The sequence below is a fragment of the Streptomyces sp. NBC_00012 genome (assembly GCF_045040875.1).
Classification (GTDB): Bacteria; Actinomycetota; Actinomycetes; order Streptomycetales; family Streptomycetaceae; genus Streptomyces.
In genome coordinates this window covers 3,390,204-3,410,937 of record NZ_CP108309.1, presented here as the reverse complement: position 1 = coordinate 3,410,937, position 20,734 = coordinate 3,390,204, and the positions used below count along the sequence as shown (strand labels likewise).

Below are 20,734 nucleotides of genomic sequence, written 5' to 3'. Positions count from 1 at the left end.
ACCTAGTCTGGCTTGCATGACACCTTCGGATGCGCCACAGAGCCGTTGGTCGGACCTGGACCGACCGCCCCTCAACGTCCCCGCGCTGCGCCGCGGACTGCTGCGGCCGGGCGGGCTGTGGACCTCGCTCGACGTCGTGGAGACCATCGGGTCCACCAACTCGGAGCTCGTCCGGCGAGCGGCGGCCGGGCTCGACGAAGGAACCGTGCTGGTCGCCGAGGAACAGACCGCTGGCCGCGGCCGCCTCGATCGCACCTGGACGGCTCCGGCCCGTTCGGGCCTGTTCTTCTCCGTCTACCTGGAGCCGGGCGATGTCCCCGCCGAACGGTGGGGCTGGCTGCCGCTGCTCACCGGCGTCGCCGCGGCGACCGGCCTGGCGAAGGCCGCGGGCGTCGACACGGCCCTGAAGTGGCCCAACGACCTCCTGGTCACGGTGGAGGGCGCGGAGCGCAAGGCGGGCGGCATCCTGGCCGAGCGCGCCGGGGACGGCGTCGTCGTCGGCATGGGCCTCAACGTCTCCCTGCGCGCCGATGAGCTGCCCGCCCCCACGGCCGCCTCGCTGGCCCTGGCCGGTGCCGTGTCCACCGACCGCGAGACGCTGCTGCGGGGCGTGCTGCGCTCGCTGGAGCACTGGTACGGCCAGTGGCGCACGGCGAAGGGCGACGCGGCGGCGAGCGGCCTCCAGGAGGCGTACGCGGCGGGCTGCGCGACGCTCGGCCGGACAGTACGGGCCCAGCTGCCCGGCGACCGCACCGTCGTCGCCGAGGCCGTGGCGATCGACGGCGACGGCCGCCTGATCCTGTCCACCGAGGACGGCCTCCGGGAACCGGTGTCGGCCGGCGACATCGTGCACTTGCGAGGCGTGGGGGGCGGTTTGGTCTGAGGCGGAGGCGCCTGCCCGCGCGGAGCCCCCCCGGCTCGCGCGGGGATCGTTCCGGGTGGCGCCGGGGCTTGAAAACCGTGCCTTCGTGGAAACCACCCACCGGCCGCTACCACCCACGCCCCCCGGCTCACCCAGGAACATTCCCGGGTGCCATAGGGGCGTGAGCCACGGCACACCTGCCGTATCGTTGAGGCGATCCACCGACAGATCGGCAGGGCAGTGCGCAGGGAACGGGCAGGAGGCGGCTGGTGACCGTCGACGACACGACCTCCGGTGCGGGCACACAGCCCCCGTCGGAACCCTCGGTCCACGCGACACCGCATCACGAGGTCGACCATACGGTGGAACCGACCGACGACCCCCTCGCGATCCGGCTGGAACAGCTGATCCTGGGGGCCGACCGTCGCTACACGCCGTTCCAGGCGGCCCGTACCGCCGGTGTCTCGATGGATCTGGCCTCCCGGTTCTGGCGGGCCATGGGCTTCGCCGACATCGGGCAGGCCAAGGCGCTCACCGAGGCCGATGTGCTGGCGCTGCGCCGGCTCGCCGGTCTCGTCGAGGCGGGGCTGCTCAGCGAGCCGATGGCGATCCAGGTGGCCCGGTCCACCGGGCAGACCACCGCCCGGCTGGCGGAGTGGCAGATCGATTCCTTCCTGGAGGGGCTGACCGAGCCGCCCGAGCCCGGAATGACCCGTACCGAGGTCACCTACCCGCTGGTGGAGCTGCTCCTTCCGGAGCTTCAGGAGTTCCTGGTCTACGTGTGGCGGCGCCAGCTGGCCGCCGCCACCGGGCGGGTCGTGCAGGCCGCCGACGACGAGGAGATGGTCGACCGCCGCCTGGCCGTCGGCTTCGCCGACCTCGTCGGGTTCACCCGTCTGACCCGGCGGCTGGAGGAGGAGGAGCTCGGCGAGCTGGTCGAGGCCTTCGAGACCACCTCGGCCGACCTGGTGGCCGCGCACGGCGGCCGCCTCATCAAGACCCTCGGCGACGAGGTCCTCTTCGCCGCCGACGACGCGGGCACCGCGGCCGAGATCGCGCTGCGCCTGATCGAGGCGATGACCCAGGACGAGACCATGCCGGCGCTCCGCGTGGGCATCGCGTTCGGCACGGTCACCACCCGGATGGGCGATGTCTTCGGTACGACGGTGAACCTCGCCAGCCGACTGACGTCGATAGCGCCGAAGGACGCCGTGCTGGTGGACGGGGCGTTCGCGGAGGAGCTGACCCGTACCGGCGACGCCCCGGCCTCCGAGGCACAGGTGGCGGAAGAGGCTGCGGCGGCCGAGAAGGAGCGCCAGGAAGGCGTGGAGCCGGCCGCCGTGCCCAAGTACCGCTACGGGCTCCAGCCGATGTGGCAGCGCCCGGTGCGCGGGCTCGGTGTGGTGGAGCCCTGGCTGCTGGCCCGCCGCGGCACCTCCTGAGCCCGGTACATCCCGGAGCCCAGCCCTTCCCGAAGCCCGGCTCTTTCGGCAAGACGGCGCCGGACGCACCCCTGACCGCCGTCCGGGCCGCGCCATAGGATCTCTCCGGTAACGATCGTTAACCGGAGGGGTGCAGTCATGACCGTCACGTCCGAGCAGCGGTTCGGGGAATTCGTCGCCGTACGCGTCCACGAGGGGCAGGAACACGTCGCCGAGCTGGTGCTCGACCGGCCCAAGGCGATGAACGCCGTGTCCACCGACATGGCCCGCTCGATCGCCGCCGCCTGCGCCGCGCTCGCCGTCGACCCCGGCGTACGGGTCACCGTCCTCACCTCCAGCCACGAGCGGGCCTTCTGCGTGGGCGCCGACCTGAAGGAGCGGAACTCCTTCACCGACGCCGAACTGCTGCGCCAGCGTCCGACCGCCCGCGCCGCGTACACCGGGGTGCTCGAACTGCCGATGCCGACCATCGCCGCCGTGCACGGCTTCGCGCTCGGCGGCGGGTTCGAGCTGGCCCTGTCCTGCGACCTGATCGTCGCCGACCGCACGGCCGTGGTCGGCCTGCCCGAGGTGTCGGTCGGTGTCATCCCGGGCGGCGGCGGTACGCAGTTGCTGCCGCGGCGGATCGGTGCGGCGCGCGCCGCCGGGCTGGTCTTCACGGCCCGGCGGGTGGAGGCGGCCGAGGCGCTCGGCCAAGGGCTGGTCGACGAACTGGTGGAGGCCGGCCAGGACAGGGAGGCCGCGCTGGCGCTCGCGGGCAGGATCGCGGCCAACTCCCCGGTGGGGCTGCGGGCCGCGAAGCGGGCGCTGCGACTGGGGCACGGCCTCGATCTGCGGGCCGGTCTCGAAGTCGAGGACGCTGCCTGGCGGTCGGTGGCCTTCTCCGGCGACCGGGCAGAGGGTGTGGCCGCGTTCAACGAGAAGCGGAAGCCGAACTGGCCCGGCGAGTGACACGGCGTGACCGCCTGCTGCCGAACAGACACGCAGTGAAGGCAATCCGCACCCCAAACTGATCAAATCACCACAATCTACATAAGCTGTAGCGATGGGTGGTGATGATGCACGGCTGCGGGCCGTGGTTTCGCTTGCGCAGACGATGGCGGCGGCACACACCCCGCGGGGGTCGTGGCGAGCGGCTGCGCTGGGGGCGTGCGAGGCGCTGGGCGGCAGCTTCGCCGCGCTCTCCGTGTGGGAGCGCGGTCGCGGGCAGCTGCGGGTGCTGGTGAACGCGGGTGAACGGGCCGAGGGGGAGGAGGAGTTCCCCGAGGCGGAGGCGTATCCGGTCCACCAGTTCCCGGAGATCGCCGAGTTCCTGCACGAACGGTGGGCCGGGGGCGGTGAGCCGGACGCCTGGGTGGAGACCGCCGATGGCGCGGCGGACGCGGACGTGGGTGCCGGTGCGGGGGTGCGGGAGTACGGGAGCGGGTACGGCCAGGAGCGGGTGGCCGCCCTGCGCCGGCGCGGCCGCGGCTGCTGCGTGGTCGCGCCGATCGTGCTGCACGGACGGGCCTGGGGCGAGCTGTATGTGGCCCGCCCGGTGGGGGCGCCGGTCTTCGGGCGGGAGGACGCGGACTTCGCGACCGTGCTGGCCGCGGTCGTCGCCGCGGGGATCTCCCAGAGCGAGCGGCTCGAAGAGGTCCGCAAGCTCGCCTTCACCGATCCGCTCACCGGTCTGGCCAACCGCCGCGCCGTCGACGTGCGGCTCGACGAGGCGGTGGAGCGGCACCGGGCGGACGGGGCGGTGGTCAGCCTGGTCGTCTGCGACCTCAATGGGCTGAAACAGGTCAACGACACCCATGGCCACGCGGTCGGCGATCGCCTGCTGGAACGTTTCGGCTCGGTGTTGTCCCGCTGTGGTGCCATGCTGCCCGGTGCGCTCGCGGCGCGGCTCGGCGGCGATGAGTTCTGTCTGCTCACGCTGGGCCCGGAGGCCGACGACGTGGTCCGGGTGGCCATCGAACTCTGCGAGCGGGCAGCCGAGTTGGAGCTGGGGGACGGGGTGGCGTGCGGGATCGCGTCGACCGGTGACCCGATCGGCCCGGTGGTGTCGGCGCGGCGGCTGTTCCGGCTGGCGGACGCGGCCCAGTACCGGGCGAAGGCGGCCCGTTCGGTCAAGCCCGTGGTGGCGGGGCGCGACGACGAGGTGCTCCGGCTGGCCGACTCGCCGCCCAGGTCTGCGCACGACCGCCGCCACCTGCGCGGCAGCCGGCCCTGAGCGCCGGGCCGACAGGTAAGGGGTCAATCGTCGGATCGCTGGTGACATGACTGATGGCATGGCTAGTGACATGAAGGGATTCAGTCCGTACGATTCTGAATATGGATATGCACACAGTCGTGGTGGGGACGTCCGGTACCACCGCTCAGGACGTCATCGCCGTGGCCCGCGGCAACGCCCGCGTCGAGCTCTCCGCAGCCGCCGTCGGAGCGCTCGTCGCCGCCCGCGAGATCGTGGACGCGCTCGCCGCCAAGCCGGAGCCGGTCTACGGCGTCTCCACCGGATTCGGGGCACTGGCCAGCCGGCACATCAGCCAGGACCTCCGCGCACAGCTCCAGCGCAACATCGTCCGCTCGCACGCCGCCGGCATGGGCCCGCGCGTCGAGCGCGAGGTCGTCCGCGCGCTGATGTTCCTGCGGCTGAAGACGGTCGCCTCCGGACACACCGGCGTACGCCCCGAGGTCGCGCAGACCATGGCCGACGTCCTCAACGCGGGCATCACGCCCGTCGTCCACGAGTACGGCTCGCTCGGCTGCTCCGGCGACCTGGCCCCGCTCTCCCACTGCGCCCTGACGCTGATGGGCGAGGGCGACGCGGAGGGCCCCGACGGCACCGTGCGCCCGGCCGGCGAACTGCTCGCCACCCACGGCATCACCCCGGTCGAGCTGCGCGAGAAGGAGGGCCTCGCCCTCCTCAACGGCACCGACGGGATGCTCGGCATGCTCGTCATGGCCCTGGCCGACCTGAAGACCCTCTACACCTCCGCCGACATCACCGCCGCGCTCTCCCTGGAGGCGCTGCTCGGCACGGACAAGGTGCTCGCCCCGGAGCTGCACGCCATCCGCCCGCACCCGGGCCAGGGCGTCAGCGCCGACAACATGCTGCGGGTGCTCGCCGGATCAGGCCTCACCGGCCACCATCAGGACGACGCGCCCCGCGTGCAGGACGCCTACTCGGTGCGCTGCGCCCCCCAGGTCAACGGCGCGGGACGGGACACCCTCGACTACGCCGGGATCGTCGCGGCCCGCGAGCTGGCCTCCGCGGTCGACAACCCCGTCGTGCTGCCCGACGGCCGGGTCGAGTCCAACGGCAACTTCCACGGCGCCCCCGTCGCGTACGTACTCGACTTCCTGGCGATCGTCGCGGCCGACCTCGGCTCCATCACCGAGCGCCGCACCGACCGGCTGCTGGACAAGAACCGCTCGCACGGGCTGCCGCCGTTCCTCGCCGACGACGCCGGGGTGGACTCGGGCCTGATGATCGCCCAGTACACCCAGGCCGCCCTGGTCAGCGAGATGAAGCGGCTCGCGGTGCCCGCCTCGGCCGACTCGATCCCGTCCTCCGCGATGCAGGAGGACCACGTCTCCATGGGCTGGTCGGCGGCGCGCAAGCTCCGTACCGCCGTCGACAACCTCGCCCGGATCGTCGCCGTGGAGCTCTACGCGGCGACCCGCGCCATCGAGCTGCGCGCCGCCGGGGGCCTCACCCCCGCGCCCGCCTCGCAGGCCGCCATCGAGGCGCTGCGCGCCGCGGGCGTCGAGGGCCCGGGACCGGACCGCTTCCTGTCGCCGGACCTGGCCGCGGCGGACGCGTTCGTACGCGCGGGGAAGCTGGTCGCGGCGGTCGAGCCGGTGACCGGACCGCTGAACTGAGGGCTGTCCCGGTTATCGGGCGGGCAGGGTTTCGGTGCGGCGTGCCGAGTGGGAGACGAACGCCGCGCCGATGCCCAGGAACGCGACGCCGCCGATCAGATACGGGGTGGTGTCGATGCCGGTCCCCGTTTCGGCCAGCCTCGGACCGGCCGCGGTGTCCTCGGCGGCGGCGGTGGTGGTGGTGGTGGTCGGTCCGCTCCTGGCGCCCGACGGGCCGGCCGGTCCGTCCGTCGCGTTGGCGGACGGTACGAACCACAGGGCGGCCAGCAACGTGCCCGCGGCGGTGGCGGTCAGGAGCGGGCGGCGAGCGATGACCACGGAATCGATCCCCTTGTCACGGCCGTGAGTTGGACCGACCGGCAAACTGCCGGCCGGTCTCAGTCATGTGCACCGATGCTAGTGAAAGCAGCGGGTCGTGGGAAAGCCGGGAGTTCGGGGAGCTTACGCTCCGGCACATGAGCACTTCTGAGACATCACGCTTTGTTCGACTTCGAGTTGAAATGGTGCTGGAGATCACCGACCCCGCCGCCCTCAGCGGCACCGCCCTGGAGTCGATCGCCGCCGAGTACGGGGAGCCGGGCGGCGAGTCCGCCGAGGAACGCACGCACGCCGAGGACGCCGTACGGGAGGACGGCGCGGAGGCCCTCGCCTCCCTCATCGACCCGTTCGACCTGGTCAGCGAGGTGCCTGGGGTAGAGCTCGCGCAGGCCTCCTGGAGCAGCGAGAGCGTCGACTACGACCCCGACGACCCGGACGCCTGGGACCTCGATGACGAGGACGGCGAAGAGGACGAGGACGACGACGCGGGGAGCGGTGGCGGCGTCCCGCACAATGGGTGAGGACGACGACGGTCGCGTCGCCGCGAGCGGCGGGACCAGCAGCTGGTGAACACCGGCCCCGGACCGTTTCGTACGCGGTCCGGGGCCGTGTCGTTCGCCGGTCGCCCCTACGTGACCGGCGTCGGGAACCACCGCAACCGCGGACGCGTCGATGAGTGTTGTTCCCCACATCTTTCGTGGATGTGGAACTGAGGACCCTTTCCATGGGTTCTAGGACCATTGACGGGTTTCGCCGGTCGACGGCGGCTTCGCTCGGGGTTCTTTGGGGATTCGGCAACGATGGAGAAGCGTGTGATGACGGACAGCAAGCGGCGCAGGGGCCTGATGGCCGCGTCCGCACTGCTCGGCGGCGTTCTGGTGCTCACTGCCTGCAACGACGGCGGGGACAGCAGTGCCGAGGGCTCGAAGAAGTCGCAGGCGGCCGAGGTCGACAAGGCCGCGGCCCAGGACGCCTCGGAAGCGCAGATAGCGATCTCGCCGAAGAACGGCGCGACCAACGCGAGCATCAACAACGACGCCAAGGTCACCGTCACCAAGGGCAAGCTGTCCGAGGTCACCATGGCCACGGCGGCCGGGGACACGGTCAAGGGCACGCTCGCCGCCGACGGCACGAGCTGGAAGCCGGACGTCCAGCTGGAGCGCTCGACCACGTACAAGATCAGCGCGACGGCGAAGGACTCCAAGGGCCGCGAGGCGCACGAGAATTCCTCCTTCACCACCGTCTCGCCCGCCAACAGCTTCATCGGGAACTTCACCCCGGAGGACGGCTCCACCGTCGGCGTCGGCATGCCGGTCTCGATCAACTTCAACAAGGCGATCACGGACAAGAAGGCCGTCCAGGCCGGTATCACCGTGACGTCCAGCAGCGGCCAGCAGGTCGTCGGTCACTGGTTCAACTCGCAGCGTCTCGACCTGCGCCCGGAGAACTACTGGCAGGGCGGCTCCACCGTCACGCTGAAGCTGGCGCTGGACGGCGTCGAGGGCGCGGACGGCGTCTTCGGCGTGCAGCAGAAGACGGTCACCTTCAAGGTCGGCCGCAACCAGGTCTCGACGGTCGACGCCAACACGAAGATGATGACCGTCACCCAGGACGGCAAGACGATCAAGACCATCCCGATCTCTTCCGGCTCCTCCGCCAACCCGACGTACAACGGGCAGATGGTGATCTCCGAGAAGTTCAAGGAGACCCGGATGAACGGTGCGACGGTCGGCTTCACCGACGACGACGGCAAGGGCGAGTACGACATCAAGGACGTGCCGCACGCCATGCGGCTGTCCACCTCGGGCACCTTCATCCACGGCAACTACTGGGGCGCGCGGTCGATCTTCGGCAGCGCCAACACCAGCCACGGCTGCGTCGGCCTCGCCGACGTGAAGGGCGCGGGCGACGCCAACCAGCCCGCCGCCTGGTTCTACAACAACTCCATCGTCGGCGACGTGGTCATCGTCAAGAACTCCCCGGACAAGACCATCACCCCCGACAACGGCCTCAACGGCTGGAACATGAACTGGGCGGAGTGGACGGCGGGCTCCGCGGCCTGACCCGACCCACGCGTCCATCCCCGGCGCGGCCCGAACCCCGTACGGAGGCGGCGGCACCCGGATCCCCTCGGATCCGAGGTGCCGCCGCCTCCGGCGTTCGTGAGCTCTCTCATGGGGTCAGGGCCGCCGACACGGAGAACGCGACGGCTCGATACAGGACGTGAGGTATCCGGGGAGCGGGCTCACGGGCCCCGCCGGGCGGCTTTGGGGCCGGCCTCAGCGGTGGGCGGCCACGGTGGCGGTCCGGTGGGCGGTGAGGTCGCTGCGGCGGACCAGGCGCAGGCCCAGCGGATCGGCGCGCAGCTCACCGGCCCCGCCGTTCCGGAGCGTGGTGCGGGGCAGGACACCGGGGCCCGAGAGGAGCGAGCGCAGTGCGTACCAGGGCTGCAGCGGCAGCCGGCAGAGCCCGTACAGCCAGCGCAGCAGCAGCGGCCAGGGCCCCGGGCGCCCGGCGTCGGGCAGTCTGACCACCCGTATCCCCATGATCAGCTTGCCCGCGCCGGCCCCGGTGAGCGCGGTGAGGACCACGTGGTTGAGGAACGAGAACACGAGCGCCGGGCCGAGCAGCAGGCCGGCCGCCTCGGCGACCCCGGCCGTGTCCACGTACGGCCGGGCCAGAAGGCCGACCGTGACCAGGCAGAGGTAGCAGTCGAGGCCGACGGCGAGATAGCGGCGCATGTCGCCCGCACGCGGCGGGACGCGCGGCGCGGGCGGGTTCCAGGGTGCGGGCGGGAGGGCCGGCAGGGCCGTCGGCAGAGGTGATCCGGAGAGGTTCCGGGTACGTCTCGTCCCCCGTGGAATTGTCATGACAGCATCATGTCTGATGTGCCGTCACCACGTGCCCGGGAACCGCACGTACGCCGCGCGGCGGCCCCACCGGGCCCTGTCGTCGAACTGCCGTCGTCGCCCGGACGCCGTGCGGCAGACGGCAGTTCGACGACAGGGCCTAGTCTCGCAGCCATGACCGCCGCCATCACCGCCATGATCACCGCAGTCGTCGGGGTGCTCGGCACCCTCCTCGCCCCGGTGTTCGTACAGCGGCTGACCGTACGCCAGCGCACCGAGGAGACCCGACTGGCGGACGAGCGGCGGACGTTCGAGGAGCGGCGCACCCAGTACACGGCCATGAACCGGGCGTCCCGGCAGTTCCACACCCTCCTCAAGGACGCCCTGCACCGCATCCGCGACGACGTCTACACGGAGCAGGAACGCAACCAGCTCGAAGAGGCCCGCCTCGACCACCGCGACCGCTACGCCGAGGCGCAGATGATCGTCCCCGAACGGATACTGCAGGCCTCCCGCGACCTCAACCGGGTGCTCGCCGCCGGTGACGCCGTCGTCAAACGCCTGGACCGGGGCGTGACCCGCGACGGCGAGAACGTCGAGCAGGCCCTGGAGGACCTGAAGGCGGCCGACCCCTGCCTCGACACGATGCGGCAGCTGATGCGCCAGGACCTGGGCATCACGGACTGAGCCCGGGTGGAGATCCCCTCCGCCCCGGCCGCTCCCGCCCCGGGGGCCCTTGGGCCCCGCCCGCCCAACCCGCCCCGCCCGTCCCGTCAGCAGGCTCCGAACGGCCACAGCCGGTAGTGCGAATCGAGCCGGTACTCCCCGCCCCGCTCCACCGTCAGCCGCGTCCACTCGCCGTCCTGCCGCAGGCACCCGCCGCCGGCCGCCCGAAGCCACGGCGAGTAGGCGATCCGTACCGTCACCGACCCGGCGGCGGGCACCCGTACCACCAGGGAGGCATCGTCCCCGCGTACGACGGAGCCCGGCGCGGAGACCAGCGGTACGGGCTCGCGCACCCGGTAGATCCGCCACCCGGCGTCCTGCCACACCGGCTCCAGCCAGTCGGCGCCGCGCCGGACGATCTCCGCCTCCGCCTCGGCCGGCCCGTCCGGCCTGCCGCTGTGCAGCACGACCAGGCCCACGCCCCACCGGTCCAGCCAGGCCCGGTACGCCGCCGGGGCCGGCGTCCCCTCGTAGAACAGCCGGCCGCGCTCCACATCGAGCTGCCGGTTCCAGCCGCGCGCCATGTTCACGTACGGGGCGAGCGCGGTCGCCTCGCGGTGGTTGCGGGCCGGTACGACCTCCACCCGCGTCCGCTCGGCGCCCAGCCGGCGCAGCTCGGCGACCACACCGTCGGTGTGCTCCGCCCAGGCGGGCACGGAGCCGGAGACCCGCAGATCGTCATCGGTCTTGTCGATCAGCCAGCCCGTGTTGTACACCAGCATCCCGGCCAGCAGCAGGGCCTGCACCCGCCCCGGTGCCCCGCCCCGCGCCCACCGGGGTGCGACGGCCGCCAGCGCAGCCAGCAGCACGGGCGGGCCCGCCACCCCCACCAGCCGCTCCACGTTCGTCCCGATGGGCGAGGCGACCAGGAAGGTCAGGACGACGCCGACCGCGTACACCGCGCCCGCGAACCGGACCACCCGCCAGCCACCCTCGCGCGGCGCCGCGAGGCACAGCGCCGCGCAGACCGCCAACGGCATCCACAACTTGCCCGCCGCCATGGGCTGTTCACCCGTGAACGGGAACACCAGTGTCGTCGCGGCCACCACCACGAACGGCGGCACCACGAGCCCGGTCGCCCGCCGCCACTGCCGGTCCAGCCCGTACGCCGCGCCCGCCACCACCAGGAACAGCCCCGCCACCGGACTCGCCGCCGTCGCCAACGCGGCGCAGCCCGCCGCGATGCCCGCGCGCCGCCGTACGCACACCAGCGCGACCAGTCCGATCGCGACACCCAGCGCGAACGTGGTGCGCCCGGACGCGACATTGCACCAGAGCGTCAGCGAACCCAGCACCGCGACCGCGCCCGGCCACCGCACCCCGCTGCGTACACAGAGCCGCCCCAGCGCCCACGACCCGCAGAGACCGGCGGCGACGGTCACCGTCCGTACCCCGAGCGCCGCCATGAGCGGCGGCGTCAGCAGGCTGTAGTTGGCGGTGTGCGTCCCTCCGTACCAGGAGAGGTTGTACGCGGACCCCGGATGCCGGGAGGCGAAGCCGGCCCAGGCGAGCTGCGCCGCCAGATCACCGCCGCCGGTGGCCAGCACCAGCGCCCACAGCAGGTACAGCGGCACGACGACGAGCACCGCGATCCCCGGCACCCACCACCGCGCCGGGTGCTCGGCCGCACCGATGGAGGCTCGCCCCTCCTCCCGGTCGCGTTCCTTCTCGCGCGTCCCGGTGCCCTCGGTGATCCCCACCCGGCAAACCCTAGTGGGGCAATCCGGACATGGGTGCCGCCTCCGGTCACCCGGGCCCGTGGTGTAGCCAGCTACACCACGGGCCCGGGTGACCGGCCCCTCGTGGTGGCGGCCTTCCGCCAACAGAATGGAGACATCACCTGGTCACCCACACGGAGGAACCCCATGAAGGCACTGCTCTGGTTCGTGCTCTGCGCCGCGCTCGCCGCGAACCTCTCGCTCAACCTGCTGGAGAACAACGCTCTGCACATCGTGCTGAGCGTGGTCTCGGGGCTGGTCGTCATCGGGTCCGGAGTGGGGTTGTGGATGCTGCGCCGCGAGGCGCGCGCGTGAGGGCCGCGCCCATCGCGCGGGGTCCCGTTGAAAGAACCTCCGGGGCGACTGGGACAATGGGTGGGCCACAACGGTTCTGTACGTCGCTTCCGTGAGCCGCAGAGCGTGCGATGTCTGGGCGACGCCCTCAATGGGGAGGGGGACCGCTGGTGCCCCTCGGGACGGGGGGCACCTTCGCGCGCGTTGCCTACCCACGGAAGGTCTTGATCAGATGCAGACCACCCCTGACTCCGTCACCCCGCACGGCACCGGGAACAGCGTCATCGAGCCGCTCTACGCCGAGATCCTCCGGCGCAACCAGGGCGAGAACGAATTCCACCAGGCGGTACGCGAAGTCCTGGAGACCCTCGGCCCGGTCCTCGAGAAGCGGCCGGAGTTCGTGGACGCCAGGATCATCGAGCGCGTCTGCGAGCCCGAGCGCCAGCTCATCTTCCGGGTGCCGTGGTCGGACGACTCCGGCGACATCCACGTGAACCGCGGCTTCCGGGTCGAGTTCAGCAGCTCGCTCGGACCGTACAAGGGCGGCCTGCGCTTCCACCCCTCGGTCAACCTCGGCATCGTGAAGTTCCTCGGCTTCGAGCAGATCTTCAAGAACGCGCTCACCGGCATGCCCATCGGCGGCGGCAAGGGTGGCGCGGACTTCGACCCGAAGGGCCGCTCGGACGCCGAGATCATGCGGTTCTGCCAGTCGTTCATGACCGAACTCCACCGTCACCTCGGCGAGTACACCGATGTCCCCGCCGGTGACATCGGCGTCGGCGGCCGCGAGATCGGCTACCTGTTCGGCCAGTACAAGCGGATCACCAACCGCTACGAGTCCGGTGTGCTCACCGGAAAGGGCCTCGGCTGGGGCGGTGCCCAGGCGCGCACCGAGGCGACCGGCTACGGCTGTGTCCTGTTCACCGCCGAGATGCTGCGCAGCCGCGGCGAATCCCTCGACGGCCAGCGCATCGTCGTCTCCGGCTCGGGCAATGTCGCGATCTACGCGATCGAGAAGGCCCAGCAGCTCGGCGCGACCGTGGTGACCTGCTCCGACTCCACCGGCTACGTCGTGGACGAGAAGGGCATCGACCTCGCCCTCCTCAAGGAGATCAAGGAGGCCGGCCGAGGCCGTGTCTCCGAGTACGCGGAACGCCGCGGCGAGCACGTCAAGTACGTCCCCGGCACCGGCGTCTGGAACGTACCCTGCGACGTGGCCCTGCCCTGCGCCACCCAGAACGAGCTCCACGAGGCCGACGCGGTGGCCCTGGTGCGCAACGGCGTGAAGGCGGTCGCCGAGGGCGCCAACATGCCCACCACGCCGGAGGCCGTACGCGTCCTCCAGGAGGCGGGCGTCGCCTTCGCCCCCGGCAAGGCCGCCAACGCGGGCGGCGTGGCCACCAGCGCCCTGGAGATGCAGCAGAACGCCTCCCGCGACTCCTGGACCTTCTCCCACACCGAGGAGCGCCTCGCGGAGATCATGCGCCACATCCACGACTCCTGCTACACCACCGCGGAGCGCTACGGCAGCCCCGGCAACTACGTGGTCGGCGCCAACATCGCCGGCTTCGAACTGGTCGCGGACGCGATGCTGGCCCAGGGCCTGATCTGATCCGGGACCCTGATGTGACTGTGGCCCGGCCGCCTCGCGTGGCCGGGCCACAGTCATGAACGTCAGGCCGTCGGCACCGCGCGACGCCGAAAGGTCTCCGCCAGCCCCGTGTTCGCGACCACCACCACTGCGAAGAACACCGCCGCCACCGGATGACCAACGGCGTGGACCGCGTACACACCACTGCCGAGCACCACCGTCTTGACCACCAGGACCCCCACGAGCGGCGGCCGGAAGCGAGCGCGAGGAGCGGCGAACATCCCCCAGACCACGGCGGCGACAACGGGCGCCCCGATCCCCAGCAGCAGCCGGGCAGCCACACCGTCCCCGGTGGCGAACCCCCACCAGGCCAGAGCGGCCAACGCGGCCAACTCGACGACGAACGCGAGAAGCTCATTGGCCATGAACCAGGGCGGCCCGGACGGGGTGGCAGGAGTGCTGCGGCCTTCGCTGGACATCGGGGGAGCTTCTCTTCCGCTGGATCTGATCGACGTGCAAGGCATGGCCAAAAGTCTGTCCTCAGACCTGGGGTGCGAGGTGGTGGCCAGAGGATATCCCGACTGACTGATGAAATAGTCTGAAAATCGCCGTTTCGCTGCGCAATGCCACTTGCTCTCAAGCGGGCGGGACGGTGGTGGCGGGATTGTGTTGGCCCAAAGCGGGTCACCTTCGAGGAATCATGAGGGTGGCTTGCTTGACGTGAAGGCGCGCAGCGTCCCGCACGGCCGGGTTGCGACCGGCGCATCCGCTCCACGAGCGGCCGCCGCTCGCTCCTCCTTCAGCCCCCGACCGGCCCTCGCGCGGGAAGGCCTGACGGAGTGTGCCCGTTTCCCAGAGCGCGCCACAGCGCGATATGGGTCAGCCAGGCCATCCCGAAGGTGAAGGGCGCGGCGGTGTTGTCGGCAGGGCCGGGAATGGCGGAGCAGATCACCATGACGGCGAGCGGGATCCAGACCCGGAGCAGCGCGTGCCGAACGGCCGTCGAGCTTGGCGCGAGTCTGGTCAGGAAGGGGGCGAGGAGCCCGATCACGGCGAACGGGATGGTGAGGCCCGTGTGCTTCGCCGCCTCGAAGACCGTCCAGGCGAGCAGGAGGAGCCCGAGCGCGCCCCAGGCGAAACGTGCGGCCCAGGACACCGGACTCGTCGCGGCACTCGCGGTCTCGCGTGTCATGGTGTCTCTCTTCCCGTGTAGTGCGCTTCACGTGCCTACGTGCACGGGGCCAGCTCGGGCCAGGCGGCGCGGGTGAGGCCGGTCGGTCGCTGGGCGAGCGAGGGCTTGGTGACCTCCCCCGGGCATGCTCTCATCCTGTCCGGTGGGCCGGTGGGCCGGTGGGCCGGTGGGCGCGCGTGGCGTGTGGCGTACGCCGGCCACGACGCGTCATGCTGCGTTCGTCGTGATCCACTTGCCGCCGACCGCCAGGTGTCTCCGACGGCTGAGAGGCGCTGCCTAGGCAGGCCGGACAGGGGCGGGAGCGCCGGTCCGGTCCGGTACCCGGCCGACAGCTCGCTGAAGGCGGAGCTGGCCGATCTCTGCGACGTTCTTCATCAGCTCGGCGTTGACCCAGGCAACCATGTGGGCGACGGTGTGCCGGGGATCATCCGGCCACGGGAACGGGCCGGCGGTCTCCAGACGGGCAGTGGTGAGCTGGTCCAGCGCCGCCAGCCAGTCCTCACGCAGGCCGCGCAACCACTCGACGGTCGGCTCACCCGGGCCGGGCCAGGCGATGTCCGCCCGCTCCCGGGGCGTTCTCCCATGGGCGTGATCCACGGCCACGCTCCACCACCAGCCGATGTGCCAGCTCAGCCAGCCGATGGTCGGCACAGGAACGGGGTCGGGCTCGGTCTCCGCCCAGTCCACTGTCCATGTGCCGTCGTCGGCGCGGTGCACCGTCCAGCAATCCGCAACGGGTTCCCACAGGAAGTCGTCGGGAACGAGCCGCCCCAGGTGGTACTCGAACAGCGACCATGTGAGGTCGAACTGCCAGCGCAGCAGGTCGAGTTCGCGGGCAGAGCCAGGGTGGGATCCGGTCACCGTACGACTCTCGCACGGGACGGTTCCGGTGCGAAGCGAATATCCGGCGGGGCGGGCCCGCCCCGCCGGCCTGCGGTGCCGAGGAATCGACGGGGCCGCGGCCGGGCCGGCCGGGTCCGCCGGAGTCGTACCAGCCCCCGTGCGAGCCCGGCGCTCATCCCTCGGCCGGTGCCACCCCGATCGGGCACGAGACGCCGGTGCCGCCGATACCGCAGTAGCCCGCCGGGTTCTTGTCGAGGTACTGCTGGTGATATCCCTCGGCGGGCCAGAACGTGCGGCCCTCCGCGGGGAGGATCTCCGTGGTGATCGCGGAGTGGCCGGCGGCCGTGAGGACCTTCTGGTACGCCTCGCGGGAGGCCGCCACCGCGGCCTCCTGCGCGGGGGAGTGGGTGTAGATCGCCGAGCGGTACTGGGTGCCCACGTCGTTGCCCTGGCGGAAGCCCTGGGTCGGGTCGTGGGACTCCCAGAACAGCTTGAGCAGCTCGGCGTACGAGACGGTCTTCGGGTCGAAGACGACACGGACCGCCTCCGTGTGGCCGGTCAGGCCCGAGCAGACCTCTTCGTACGCGGGGTTCTCGGTGTAGCCGCCCTGGTAGCCGGCGAGCGTCGTCCAGACGCCGTCCTTCTGCCAGAACTTGCGCTCGGCGCCCCAGAAGCAGCCCAGCGCGAAGTCCGCGACCTCCAGGCCCTCCGGGTACGGGCCCAGCAGGGGGTTGCCGAGGACCGTGTGGCGGGACGGGACGGTGAATTCGGGGGTGGGGCGGCCCTTCAGGGCCTCCTCCGGGGTGGGGAGCTGCGGGGTGCGGCGTTGCAGGAACATGCGGGGGCTCCTCCTGGGGTGGGTGCGGTACGTACAACGCGGCGGGGGTGCCGTGGATTCCGGGCCGGTCCGAAGGAGAGGACCTGGGGTCTTTCGTTTGGATCAGGCCGGATCAGGCACCGGGGCACGCGAGCCCGGCATGATCCAAACGAGAGGCCCTAGTGCGGCAGCGTCGCCGGGTTGCCGCCGTTCGCCTCGTAGCCGGCCACCGCCAGCGCCCGGTAGACCGTGTACTCGGCGGCCGGGTCGGGATCCTGCGTCCACGGCAGGGCGCCCACATGGCCGTCGATGTGGACGAGCTGGGCCATCGCCTCCGACCAGCGCTCCATCCGGACGAGGAAGAGGACGAGGAGATGGCGGACGTGGGCGAGCATCGGGTCGTCCGGGCGGGCCGCGTGCACCGCGAACAGGGCGCCCTCGACCGCCTTGGTCACCACCAGGCCGCGGTAGAAGCCCTGCACCAGATTGACCTCGGGCAGGTGCTCGTACACCGCGAAGAGCGGCAGCGCGGCCAGCAGCGAGCCCTGCGGGGCGCGGGCCGCGGCCGCGGTGGCGAAGCGGTCGGCCTCCTCGCGCGAGCCGTGCCACTTCTCGCACCAGTAGTGCAGTGCGGCGATGTGCGCGCCCATGTGGGACGGGGCCCGGTCCATCACCTTCGCCCAGAGCTGGTCGAACTCCTCGTGGGAGTAGCCGAGTCCGCGGGAGACGGCCAGCTCGACGATGTACGGAACGGGGTCGCCCGGCGCCAGCAGGGCCGCCTCGCCGCAGACCGTACGGGCCTCCTCCAGGATGATCCGGAAGTCGTCCGTCCCCGCGGTCGACGAACGCCACGCCTGCTGCACCAGGAACTCGGCGTGCACCGCCGCACCGCCCGCGTCCTTCGGCGCCTCGGCCCGCCACTTGCGCAGCCACGCACCACCGACCCCGGGCTGCTGCGCCAGCTCCAGCGAGGCGGCGCCGGCGAACGCCTGCACCCGCTGCCACCGGACCTCGCCCTCCCCGGGCGTACCGGCCAGCAGCTGCGAGGCCGCCCGCCAGTCCTGCGAACGCTGCACGACATCGAGCACATCGAGAAGATCCTGGTCCGGGCCCGGCAGCCGGATGTCCAGCTCCTCCTGGCGCACGAAGCCGTAGGAATCCGGGTCCGCGGCGTCCGGGGAACCCGGCGCGACCTGCCGGATTCCGCCCCGGCGGCGCAGCACGAAGGGGCCGACGACGGCCGCGAGCATGCACAGGGCGATCAGGAACCAGAGAATCTCCATGCCCCCATTGTCACCGGACGGCCCGGTAGTCCGGTGGGCGCCCTCGTGACGAACTACGCTCGGGCCCCATGAGCGACCAGCACAGCTTCGAGACCCTCGCGATCCACGCGGGAAACACCGCCGATCCCCTCACCGGCGCCGTTGTTCCGCCCATTTACCAGGTGTCCACGTACAAACAGGACGGCGTGGGCGGACTGCGCGGCGGCTACGAGTACAGCCGCAGCGCCAACCCGACCCGTACCGCCCTGGAGGAGAACCTCGCGGCCCTGGAGGGCGGCCGCCGCGGACTCGCCTTCGCCTCCGGCCTCGCCGCCGAGGACTGCCTGCTCCGTACGCTGCTGACCCCCGGCGACCACGTTGTCATCCCGAACGACGCCTACGGCGGCACCTTCCGGCTGTTCGCGAAGGTCGTCTCGCGGTGGGGCGTGGAGTTCTCGGTCGCCGACACCTCGGACGTGGCGGCGGTACGGGCGGCGATCACCCCGCGCACCAAGGCGATCTGGGTGGAGACCCCGTCCAACCCGCTGCTCGGCATCACCGACATCGCCGCGATCGCCGGTGTGGCCCGTGCCGCGGGCGCGCGCCTGGTCGTCGACAACACCTTCGCCAGCCCCTACCTCCAGCAGCCCCTCGCCCTGGGCGCCGATGTGGTGGTGCACTCCACCACCAAGTACATGGGCGGCCACTCGGACGTCGTCGGCGGTGCGCTGATCGTCAACGACCCTGAACTGGCGGAGGAGTTGGCGTACCACCAGAACGCGATGGGCGCGGTCGCCGGGCCGTTCGACGCCTGGCTGGTGCTGCGCGGCATCAAGACCCTGGCGGTCCGCATGGACCGGCACAGCGAGAACGCCACCAAGGTCACCGATCTGCTCACCCGGCACCCCAAGGTGACCCAGGTCCTCTACCCGGGGCTGCCCGAGCACCCCGGCCACGAGATCGCCGCCAAGCAGATGAAGGCGTTCGGCGGCATGGTGTCCTTCCGGGTCGAGGGCGGCGAGGAGGCCGCGGTCCAGGTCTGCAACCGGGCGAAGCTGTTCACCCTCGGTGAGTCGCTGGGCGGCGTCGAGTCGCTCGTGGAGCACCCGGGCCGCATGACGCACGCCTCGGCGGCGGGCTCCCCGCTGGAGGTGCCGGCCGACCTCGTACGTGTCTCCGTCGGCATCGAGAACGCCGACGACTTGCTGGCCGACCTCACGCAGGCGCTCGGCTAGGGTCTTTCGTTTGGATCGAGCCCGGCATGATCCAAACGAGAGGCCCTAGGGCGGAGAGCGAAAGATCCGAGCGGGCCCGAGTCTTCGGGCCCGCCCGGCCGTCCGGGGCCTTGTCAGGCGTTGACCTGCTCGTCCTCCAGCATCGCCCGGATCTGTTCGCGCAGTTCCGGGCTGTCGGTGTGTTCGTGGACGGAGACCGCGTGCTCCGCCGCGGCCCGTACGACTTCCTCCTCCTCACCGGAGATGGTGAGCGAGCAGTGCGACACACTCGGATGCTTGCGGCAGTCGGCGATCTTCCTGGTCATGGCAGCCTCCTGGGGACCGTCACGCATTCCCGTACGTTCCAGGATAGTTCGGGCCCTTATCGCCGCTCACCAGCCCTCCAGCGGCGTCGTCTCGGCCGGAGGTACCTGCCAGGGGTGTACCACCATCGCCCAGACCGCGAAGGCCACCACCGCCGCGCACGCCAGCAGCAGCATCAGCCGACGGGCGAACAGCCGCCGGCGCAGCAGCCTGCCGCCGCGCTGCGACGCCCGCTGGGCCAGATCGGCGGGCACCTGCGGATGCGAACCGTCCAGCATGCGCCGGACCTCGTCCTCCCGGTCGCCGCTGCGGCTCACCGCGCGACCCCCAGCGGGCCGGCCGGGCCCCGCCCGGCCGTGGGCCGGCGGGTGCCTCGCATGGTGGCCACCGAGCGGTTGCAGACCGCCCGCACCCGTTCCACCGTGAGGCCGAGCAGAGCCGCGGTCTGCTCCTCCCCGACCCCCTCGTACAGCCGCAGGACGAGGACGAGGCGCTCCTGCGGCGTCAGCGGGTCCAGCAGGCCGCCGCGCGGCCGGTGGTGGTGCCAGACCTCGTGGGCGAACCGGACGGCGAGTTCGCGCCGGGTGCGGTCGTACGGGTCCTCGCCGCGCAGCCGGTCCCACTGCGCGTACGTGCTCGCCAGCGCGGCCGTCAGCATCCGCTGGGCCCGGGGGTTGGCCCCCGGCGGCCGCACGGGCTCGGCGGTGAGCAGCGTGGCGGTGTGCAGCAGGCGGCCGGCCGCGCCCGCGACGAACATCTCGAACTCCTGGGCACGGCGCCGCTCCCGGCCCGACTGGCGCTCTCGCACAGTCCACATCCGAGCCGTTGCGGGGCTCCGGGTCAAGAGGTATGCCGCAGTCCGCCCGGGCCGGGCGATCGCGTCAGCCGGCCGGAGGCGCCTGGTGCGAGGTCTGGCGGGCGGCCAGCGACGTGTTGAACCGGGTGAGCAGCGCGCAGAACGTCTCGCGCTCCTCGGCCGTCCAGCCGTCCGTCACCTGTGTCATGAGCTCGCGGCGGGAGCCGCGGACCTCGTCCAGCCGGGCCTGGCCGCGCGGCGACAGCTGGAGCACGACGGCCCGGCCGTCCTCGGGATGCGAGGTGCGCTTGACCAGTCCGGTGTCGACGAGCGGTGCGACCTGCCGGGTCACGGTCGAGGAGTCGATCCCCATGCCCGCGGCGAGCGCCTTGACGCCCATCGGACCTTCCCGGTCCAGCCGGTTGAGCAGCAGATAGGCGGCCCGGTCCATCGAATTGCGCACCTGGCCGACACCGCCGAGGCGGGTCTGCTCGGCACGGCGGGCGAATACCGCGACCTGGTGCTGCAGAGCGTCGAGGACGCCGTCGGAACCCGTGGGTTCGGGGGCGGCGCCCCCGGAAGGAGACGCAGCTGTCGTCATGTCCTGAGGGGGCATGGC

General features: G+C 71.8%; 23 protein-coding genes. 11 read left to right on the top strand and 12 right to left on the bottom strand.

The window, feature by feature from the left end; all coding sequences use genetic code 11:
• Positions 1-16: 16 nt before the first annotated feature.
• The 5 genes from OHA19_RS15485 (at position 17) to hutH (ending at position 6,171) form a co-directional block, all read left to right on the top strand.
• Positions 17-883 (top strand): biotin--[acetyl-CoA-carboxylase] ligase, encoded by an 867-nt coding sequence (locus OHA19_RS15485; RefSeq protein WP_405716108.1) that lies wholly within the window; start codon positions 17-19, stop codon positions 881-883.
• 248 nt (positions 884-1,131) lie between these two features.
• Positions 1,132-2,304 carry an adenylate/guanylate cyclase domain-containing protein gene (locus tag OHA19_RS15480; protein ID WP_405716110.1) on the top strand — a complete coding sequence of 391 codons (1,173 nt, stop codon included), beginning with the start codon at positions 1,132-1,134 and terminating at the stop codon, positions 2,302-2,304.
• A gap of 138 nt (positions 2,305-2,442) precedes the next feature.
• The gene (locus OHA19_RS15475; protein WP_405716112.1) at positions 2,443-3,255 is read left to right on the top strand and encodes an enoyl-CoA hydratase/isomerase family protein; all 813 of its coding nucleotides are present in this window, start codon (positions 2,443-2,445) and stop codon (positions 3,253-3,255) included.
• Positions 3,256-3,349: 94 nt separating this feature from the next.
• Positions 3,350-4,519, top strand: coding sequence for a diguanylate cyclase domain-containing protein (locus tag OHA19_RS15470; protein ID WP_405716114.1), 1,170 nt, complete (start codon positions 3,350-3,352; stop codon positions 4,517-4,519).
• 101 nt (positions 4,520-4,620) lie between these two features.
• Positions 4,621-6,171 carry a histidine ammonia-lyase gene (gene hutH, locus OHA19_RS15465; protein ID WP_405716116.1) on the top strand — a complete coding sequence of 517 codons (1,551 nt, stop codon included), beginning with the start codon at positions 4,621-4,623 and terminating at the stop codon, positions 6,169-6,171.
• Positions 6,172-6,183: 12 nt separating this feature from the next.
• Here hutH and OHA19_RS15460 read toward each other — a convergent pair whose 3' ends face one another.
• Positions 6,184-6,489, bottom strand: coding sequence for a hypothetical protein (locus OHA19_RS15460; RefSeq protein WP_405750561.1), 306 nt, complete (start codon positions 6,487-6,489; stop codon positions 6,184-6,186).
• Positions 6,490-6,626: 137 nt separating this feature from the next.
• Here OHA19_RS15460 and OHA19_RS15455 point away from each other — a divergent pair, with 137 nt between their 5' ends.
• Together OHA19_RS15455 and OHA19_RS15450 are read left to right on the top strand one after the other, a co-directional pair.
• Positions 6,627-7,010: a hypothetical protein gene (locus tag OHA19_RS15455; protein WP_405716120.1), complete on the top strand. Its 384-nt coding sequence runs from the start codon at positions 6,627-6,629 to the stop codon at positions 7,008-7,010.
• A gap of 279 nt (positions 7,011-7,289) precedes the next feature.
• The gene (locus OHA19_RS15450) at positions 7,290-8,552 is read left to right on the top strand and encodes an Ig-like domain-containing protein (protein ID WP_405716121.1); all 1,263 of its coding nucleotides are present in this window, start codon (positions 7,290-7,292) and stop codon (positions 8,550-8,552) included.
• A gap of 216 nt (positions 8,553-8,768) precedes the next feature.
• Here OHA19_RS15450 and OHA19_RS15445 read toward each other — a convergent pair whose 3' ends face one another.
• Positions 8,769-9,359, bottom strand: a complete 591-nt coding sequence (locus OHA19_RS15445; RefSeq protein ID WP_405716123.1) for an RDD family protein — start codon at positions 9,357-9,359, stop codon at positions 8,769-8,771.
• 153 nt (positions 9,360-9,512) lie between these two features.
• On the opposite strand from OHA19_RS15445, the gene OHA19_RS15440 reads away from it, so the two are divergent.
• Complete coding sequence (locus OHA19_RS15440) at positions 9,513-10,025, top strand: hypothetical protein (protein WP_405716124.1); 513 nt, start codon at positions 9,513-9,515, stop codon at positions 10,023-10,025.
• A gap of 86 nt (positions 10,026-10,111) precedes the next feature.
• Here the strand turns inward: OHA19_RS15440 and OHA19_RS15435 are convergent, their stop codons facing one another.
• Entirely contained in the window at positions 10,112-11,764 is a 1,653-nt protein-coding gene (locus tag OHA19_RS15435; RefSeq protein WP_405750559.1) for a hypothetical protein, read from the bottom strand.
• A gap of 165 nt (positions 11,765-11,929) precedes the next feature.
• Between OHA19_RS15435 and OHA19_RS15430 the strand changes: the two genes are divergently transcribed.
• Positions 11,930-12,097 (top strand): hypothetical protein, encoded by a 168-nt coding sequence (locus tag OHA19_RS15430; protein WP_405716128.1) that lies wholly within the window; start codon positions 11,930-11,932, stop codon positions 12,095-12,097.
• Positions 12,098-12,308: 211 nt separating this feature from the next.
• The gene (gene gdhA / locus OHA19_RS15425; RefSeq protein ID WP_405716130.1) at positions 12,309-13,688 is read left to right on the top strand and encodes an NADP-specific glutamate dehydrogenase; all 1,380 of its coding nucleotides are present in this window, start codon (positions 12,309-12,311) and stop codon (positions 13,686-13,688) included.
• 62 nt (positions 13,689-13,750) lie between these two features.
• Here gdhA and OHA19_RS15420 read toward each other — a convergent pair whose 3' ends face one another.
• The 5 genes from OHA19_RS15420 to OHA19_RS15400 all read right to left on the bottom strand — a co-directional run bounded on the left by OHA19_RS15420 (position 13,751) and on the right by OHA19_RS15400 (position 17,802).
• A complete protein-coding gene (locus OHA19_RS15420; protein ID WP_405716132.1) occupies positions 13,751-14,146 on the bottom strand; it encodes a YrdB family protein in 396 nt (131 codons plus the stop codon).
• Positions 14,147-14,466: 320 nt separating this feature from the next.
• Positions 14,467-14,859, bottom strand: coding sequence for a hypothetical protein (locus tag OHA19_RS15415; RefSeq protein WP_405716134.1), 393 nt, complete (start codon positions 14,857-14,859; stop codon positions 14,467-14,469).
• A gap of 276 nt (positions 14,860-15,135) precedes the next feature.
• Positions 15,136-15,720: a DinB family protein gene (locus OHA19_RS15410; RefSeq protein ID WP_405716136.1), complete on the bottom strand. Its 585-nt coding sequence runs from the start codon at positions 15,718-15,720 to the stop codon at positions 15,136-15,138.
• A gap of 154 nt (positions 15,721-15,874) precedes the next feature.
• Entirely contained in the window at positions 15,875-16,540 is a 666-nt protein-coding gene (gene msrA, locus OHA19_RS15405) for a peptide-methionine (S)-S-oxide reductase MsrA (RefSeq protein WP_405750556.1), read from the bottom strand.
• Between the two features lie 158 nt (positions 16,541-16,698).
• Positions 16,699-17,802 (bottom strand): hypothetical protein, encoded by a 1,104-nt coding sequence (locus OHA19_RS15400; RefSeq protein WP_405716138.1) that lies wholly within the window; start codon positions 17,800-17,802, stop codon positions 16,699-16,701.
• Between the two features lie 68 nt (positions 17,803-17,870).
• Here OHA19_RS15400 and OHA19_RS15395 point away from each other — a divergent pair, with 68 nt between their 5' ends.
• Positions 17,871-19,016 (top strand): cystathionine gamma-synthase, encoded by a 1,146-nt coding sequence (locus OHA19_RS15395; RefSeq protein ID WP_072484072.1) that lies wholly within the window; start codon positions 17,871-17,873, stop codon positions 19,014-19,016.
• A gap of 113 nt (positions 19,017-19,129) precedes the next feature.
• Here the strand turns inward: OHA19_RS15395 and OHA19_RS15390 are convergent, their stop codons facing one another.
• From OHA19_RS15390 to OHA19_RS15375, 4 genes are all read right to left on the bottom strand, one after another.
• Positions 19,130-19,321 (bottom strand): DUF1059 domain-containing protein, encoded by a 192-nt coding sequence (locus tag OHA19_RS15390; protein WP_405716140.1) that lies wholly within the window; start codon positions 19,319-19,321, stop codon positions 19,130-19,132.
• 66 nt (positions 19,322-19,387) lie between these two features.
• Positions 19,388-19,636 (bottom strand): hypothetical protein, encoded by a 249-nt coding sequence (locus OHA19_RS15385; RefSeq protein WP_405750553.1) that lies wholly within the window; start codon positions 19,634-19,636, stop codon positions 19,388-19,390.
• Positions 19,633-20,127, bottom strand: coding sequence for a sigma factor-like helix-turn-helix DNA-binding protein (locus OHA19_RS15380; protein WP_405716144.1), 495 nt, complete (start codon positions 20,125-20,127; stop codon positions 19,633-19,635). The genes OHA19_RS15385 and OHA19_RS15380 overlap by 4 nt, the downstream gene beginning before the upstream one ends.
• A gap of 73 nt (positions 20,128-20,200) precedes the next feature.
• Complete coding sequence (locus OHA19_RS15375) at positions 20,201-20,731, bottom strand: MarR family winged helix-turn-helix transcriptional regulator (RefSeq protein WP_405716146.1); 531 nt, start codon at positions 20,729-20,731, stop codon at positions 20,201-20,203.
• Positions 20,732-20,734 lie beyond the last annotated feature (3 nt).

Bases quoted from the DNA above. Each gene is read 5' to 3' on its own strand.
- OHA19_RS15395 (WP_072484072.1), top strand. From the start codon at position 17,871: ATGAGCGACCAGCACAGCTTCGAGACCCTCGCGATCCACGCGGGAAAC.
- OHA19_RS15470 (WP_405716114.1), top strand. From the start codon at position 3,350: ATGGGTGGTGATGATGCACGGCTGCGGGCCGTGGTTTCGCTTGCGCAG.
- gdhA (WP_405716130.1), top strand. From the start codon at position 12,309: ATGCAGACCACCCCTGACTCCGTCACCCCGCACGGCACCGGGAACAGC.
- OHA19_RS15485 (WP_405716108.1), top strand. From the start codon at position 17: ATGACACCTTCGGATGCGCCACAGAGCCGTTGGTCGGACCTGGACCGA.
- OHA19_RS15390 (WP_405716140.1), bottom strand. From the start codon at position 19,321: ATGACCAGGAAGATCGCCGACTGCCGCAAGCATCCGAGTGTGTCGCAC.
- OHA19_RS15375 (WP_405716146.1), bottom strand. From the start codon at position 20,731: ATGCCCCCTCAGGACATGACGACAGCTGCGTCTCCTTCCGGGGGCGCC.
- OHA19_RS15430 (WP_405716128.1), top strand. From the start codon at position 11,930: ATGAAGGCACTGCTCTGGTTCGTGCTCTGCGCCGCGCTCGCCGCGAAC.
- OHA19_RS15440 (WP_405716124.1), top strand. From the start codon at position 9,513: ATGACCGCCGCCATCACCGCCATGATCACCGCAGTCGTCGGGGTGCTC.
- OHA19_RS15455 (WP_405716120.1), top strand. From the start codon at position 6,627: ATGAGCACTTCTGAGACATCACGCTTTGTTCGACTTCGAGTTGAAATG.
- OHA19_RS15475 (WP_405716112.1), top strand. From the start codon at position 2,443: ATGACCGTCACGTCCGAGCAGCGGTTCGGGGAATTCGTCGCCGTACGC.
- OHA19_RS15420 (WP_405716132.1), bottom strand. From the start codon at position 14,146: ATGTCCAGCGAAGGCCGCAGCACTCCTGCCACCCCGTCCGGGCCGCCC.
- OHA19_RS15400 (WP_405716138.1), bottom strand. From the start codon at position 17,802: ATGGAGATTCTCTGGTTCCTGATCGCCCTGTGCATGCTCGCGGCCGTC.
- hutH (WP_405716116.1), top strand. From the start codon at position 4,621: ATGGATATGCACACAGTCGTGGTGGGGACGTCCGGTACCACCGCTCAG.
- OHA19_RS15450 (WP_405716121.1), top strand. From the start codon at position 7,290: ATGGAGAAGCGTGTGATGACGGACAGCAAGCGGCGCAGGGGCCTGATG.
- OHA19_RS15415 (WP_405716134.1), bottom strand. From the start codon at position 14,859: ATGACACGCGAGACCGCGAGTGCCGCGACGAGTCCGGTGTCCTGGGCC.
- msrA (WP_405750556.1), bottom strand. From the start codon at position 16,540: ATGTTCCTGCAACGCCGCACCCCGCAGCTCCCCACCCCGGAGGAGGCC.
- OHA19_RS15445 (WP_405716123.1), bottom strand. From the start codon at position 9,359: ATGACAATTCCACGGGGGACGAGACGTACCCGGAACCTCTCCGGATCA.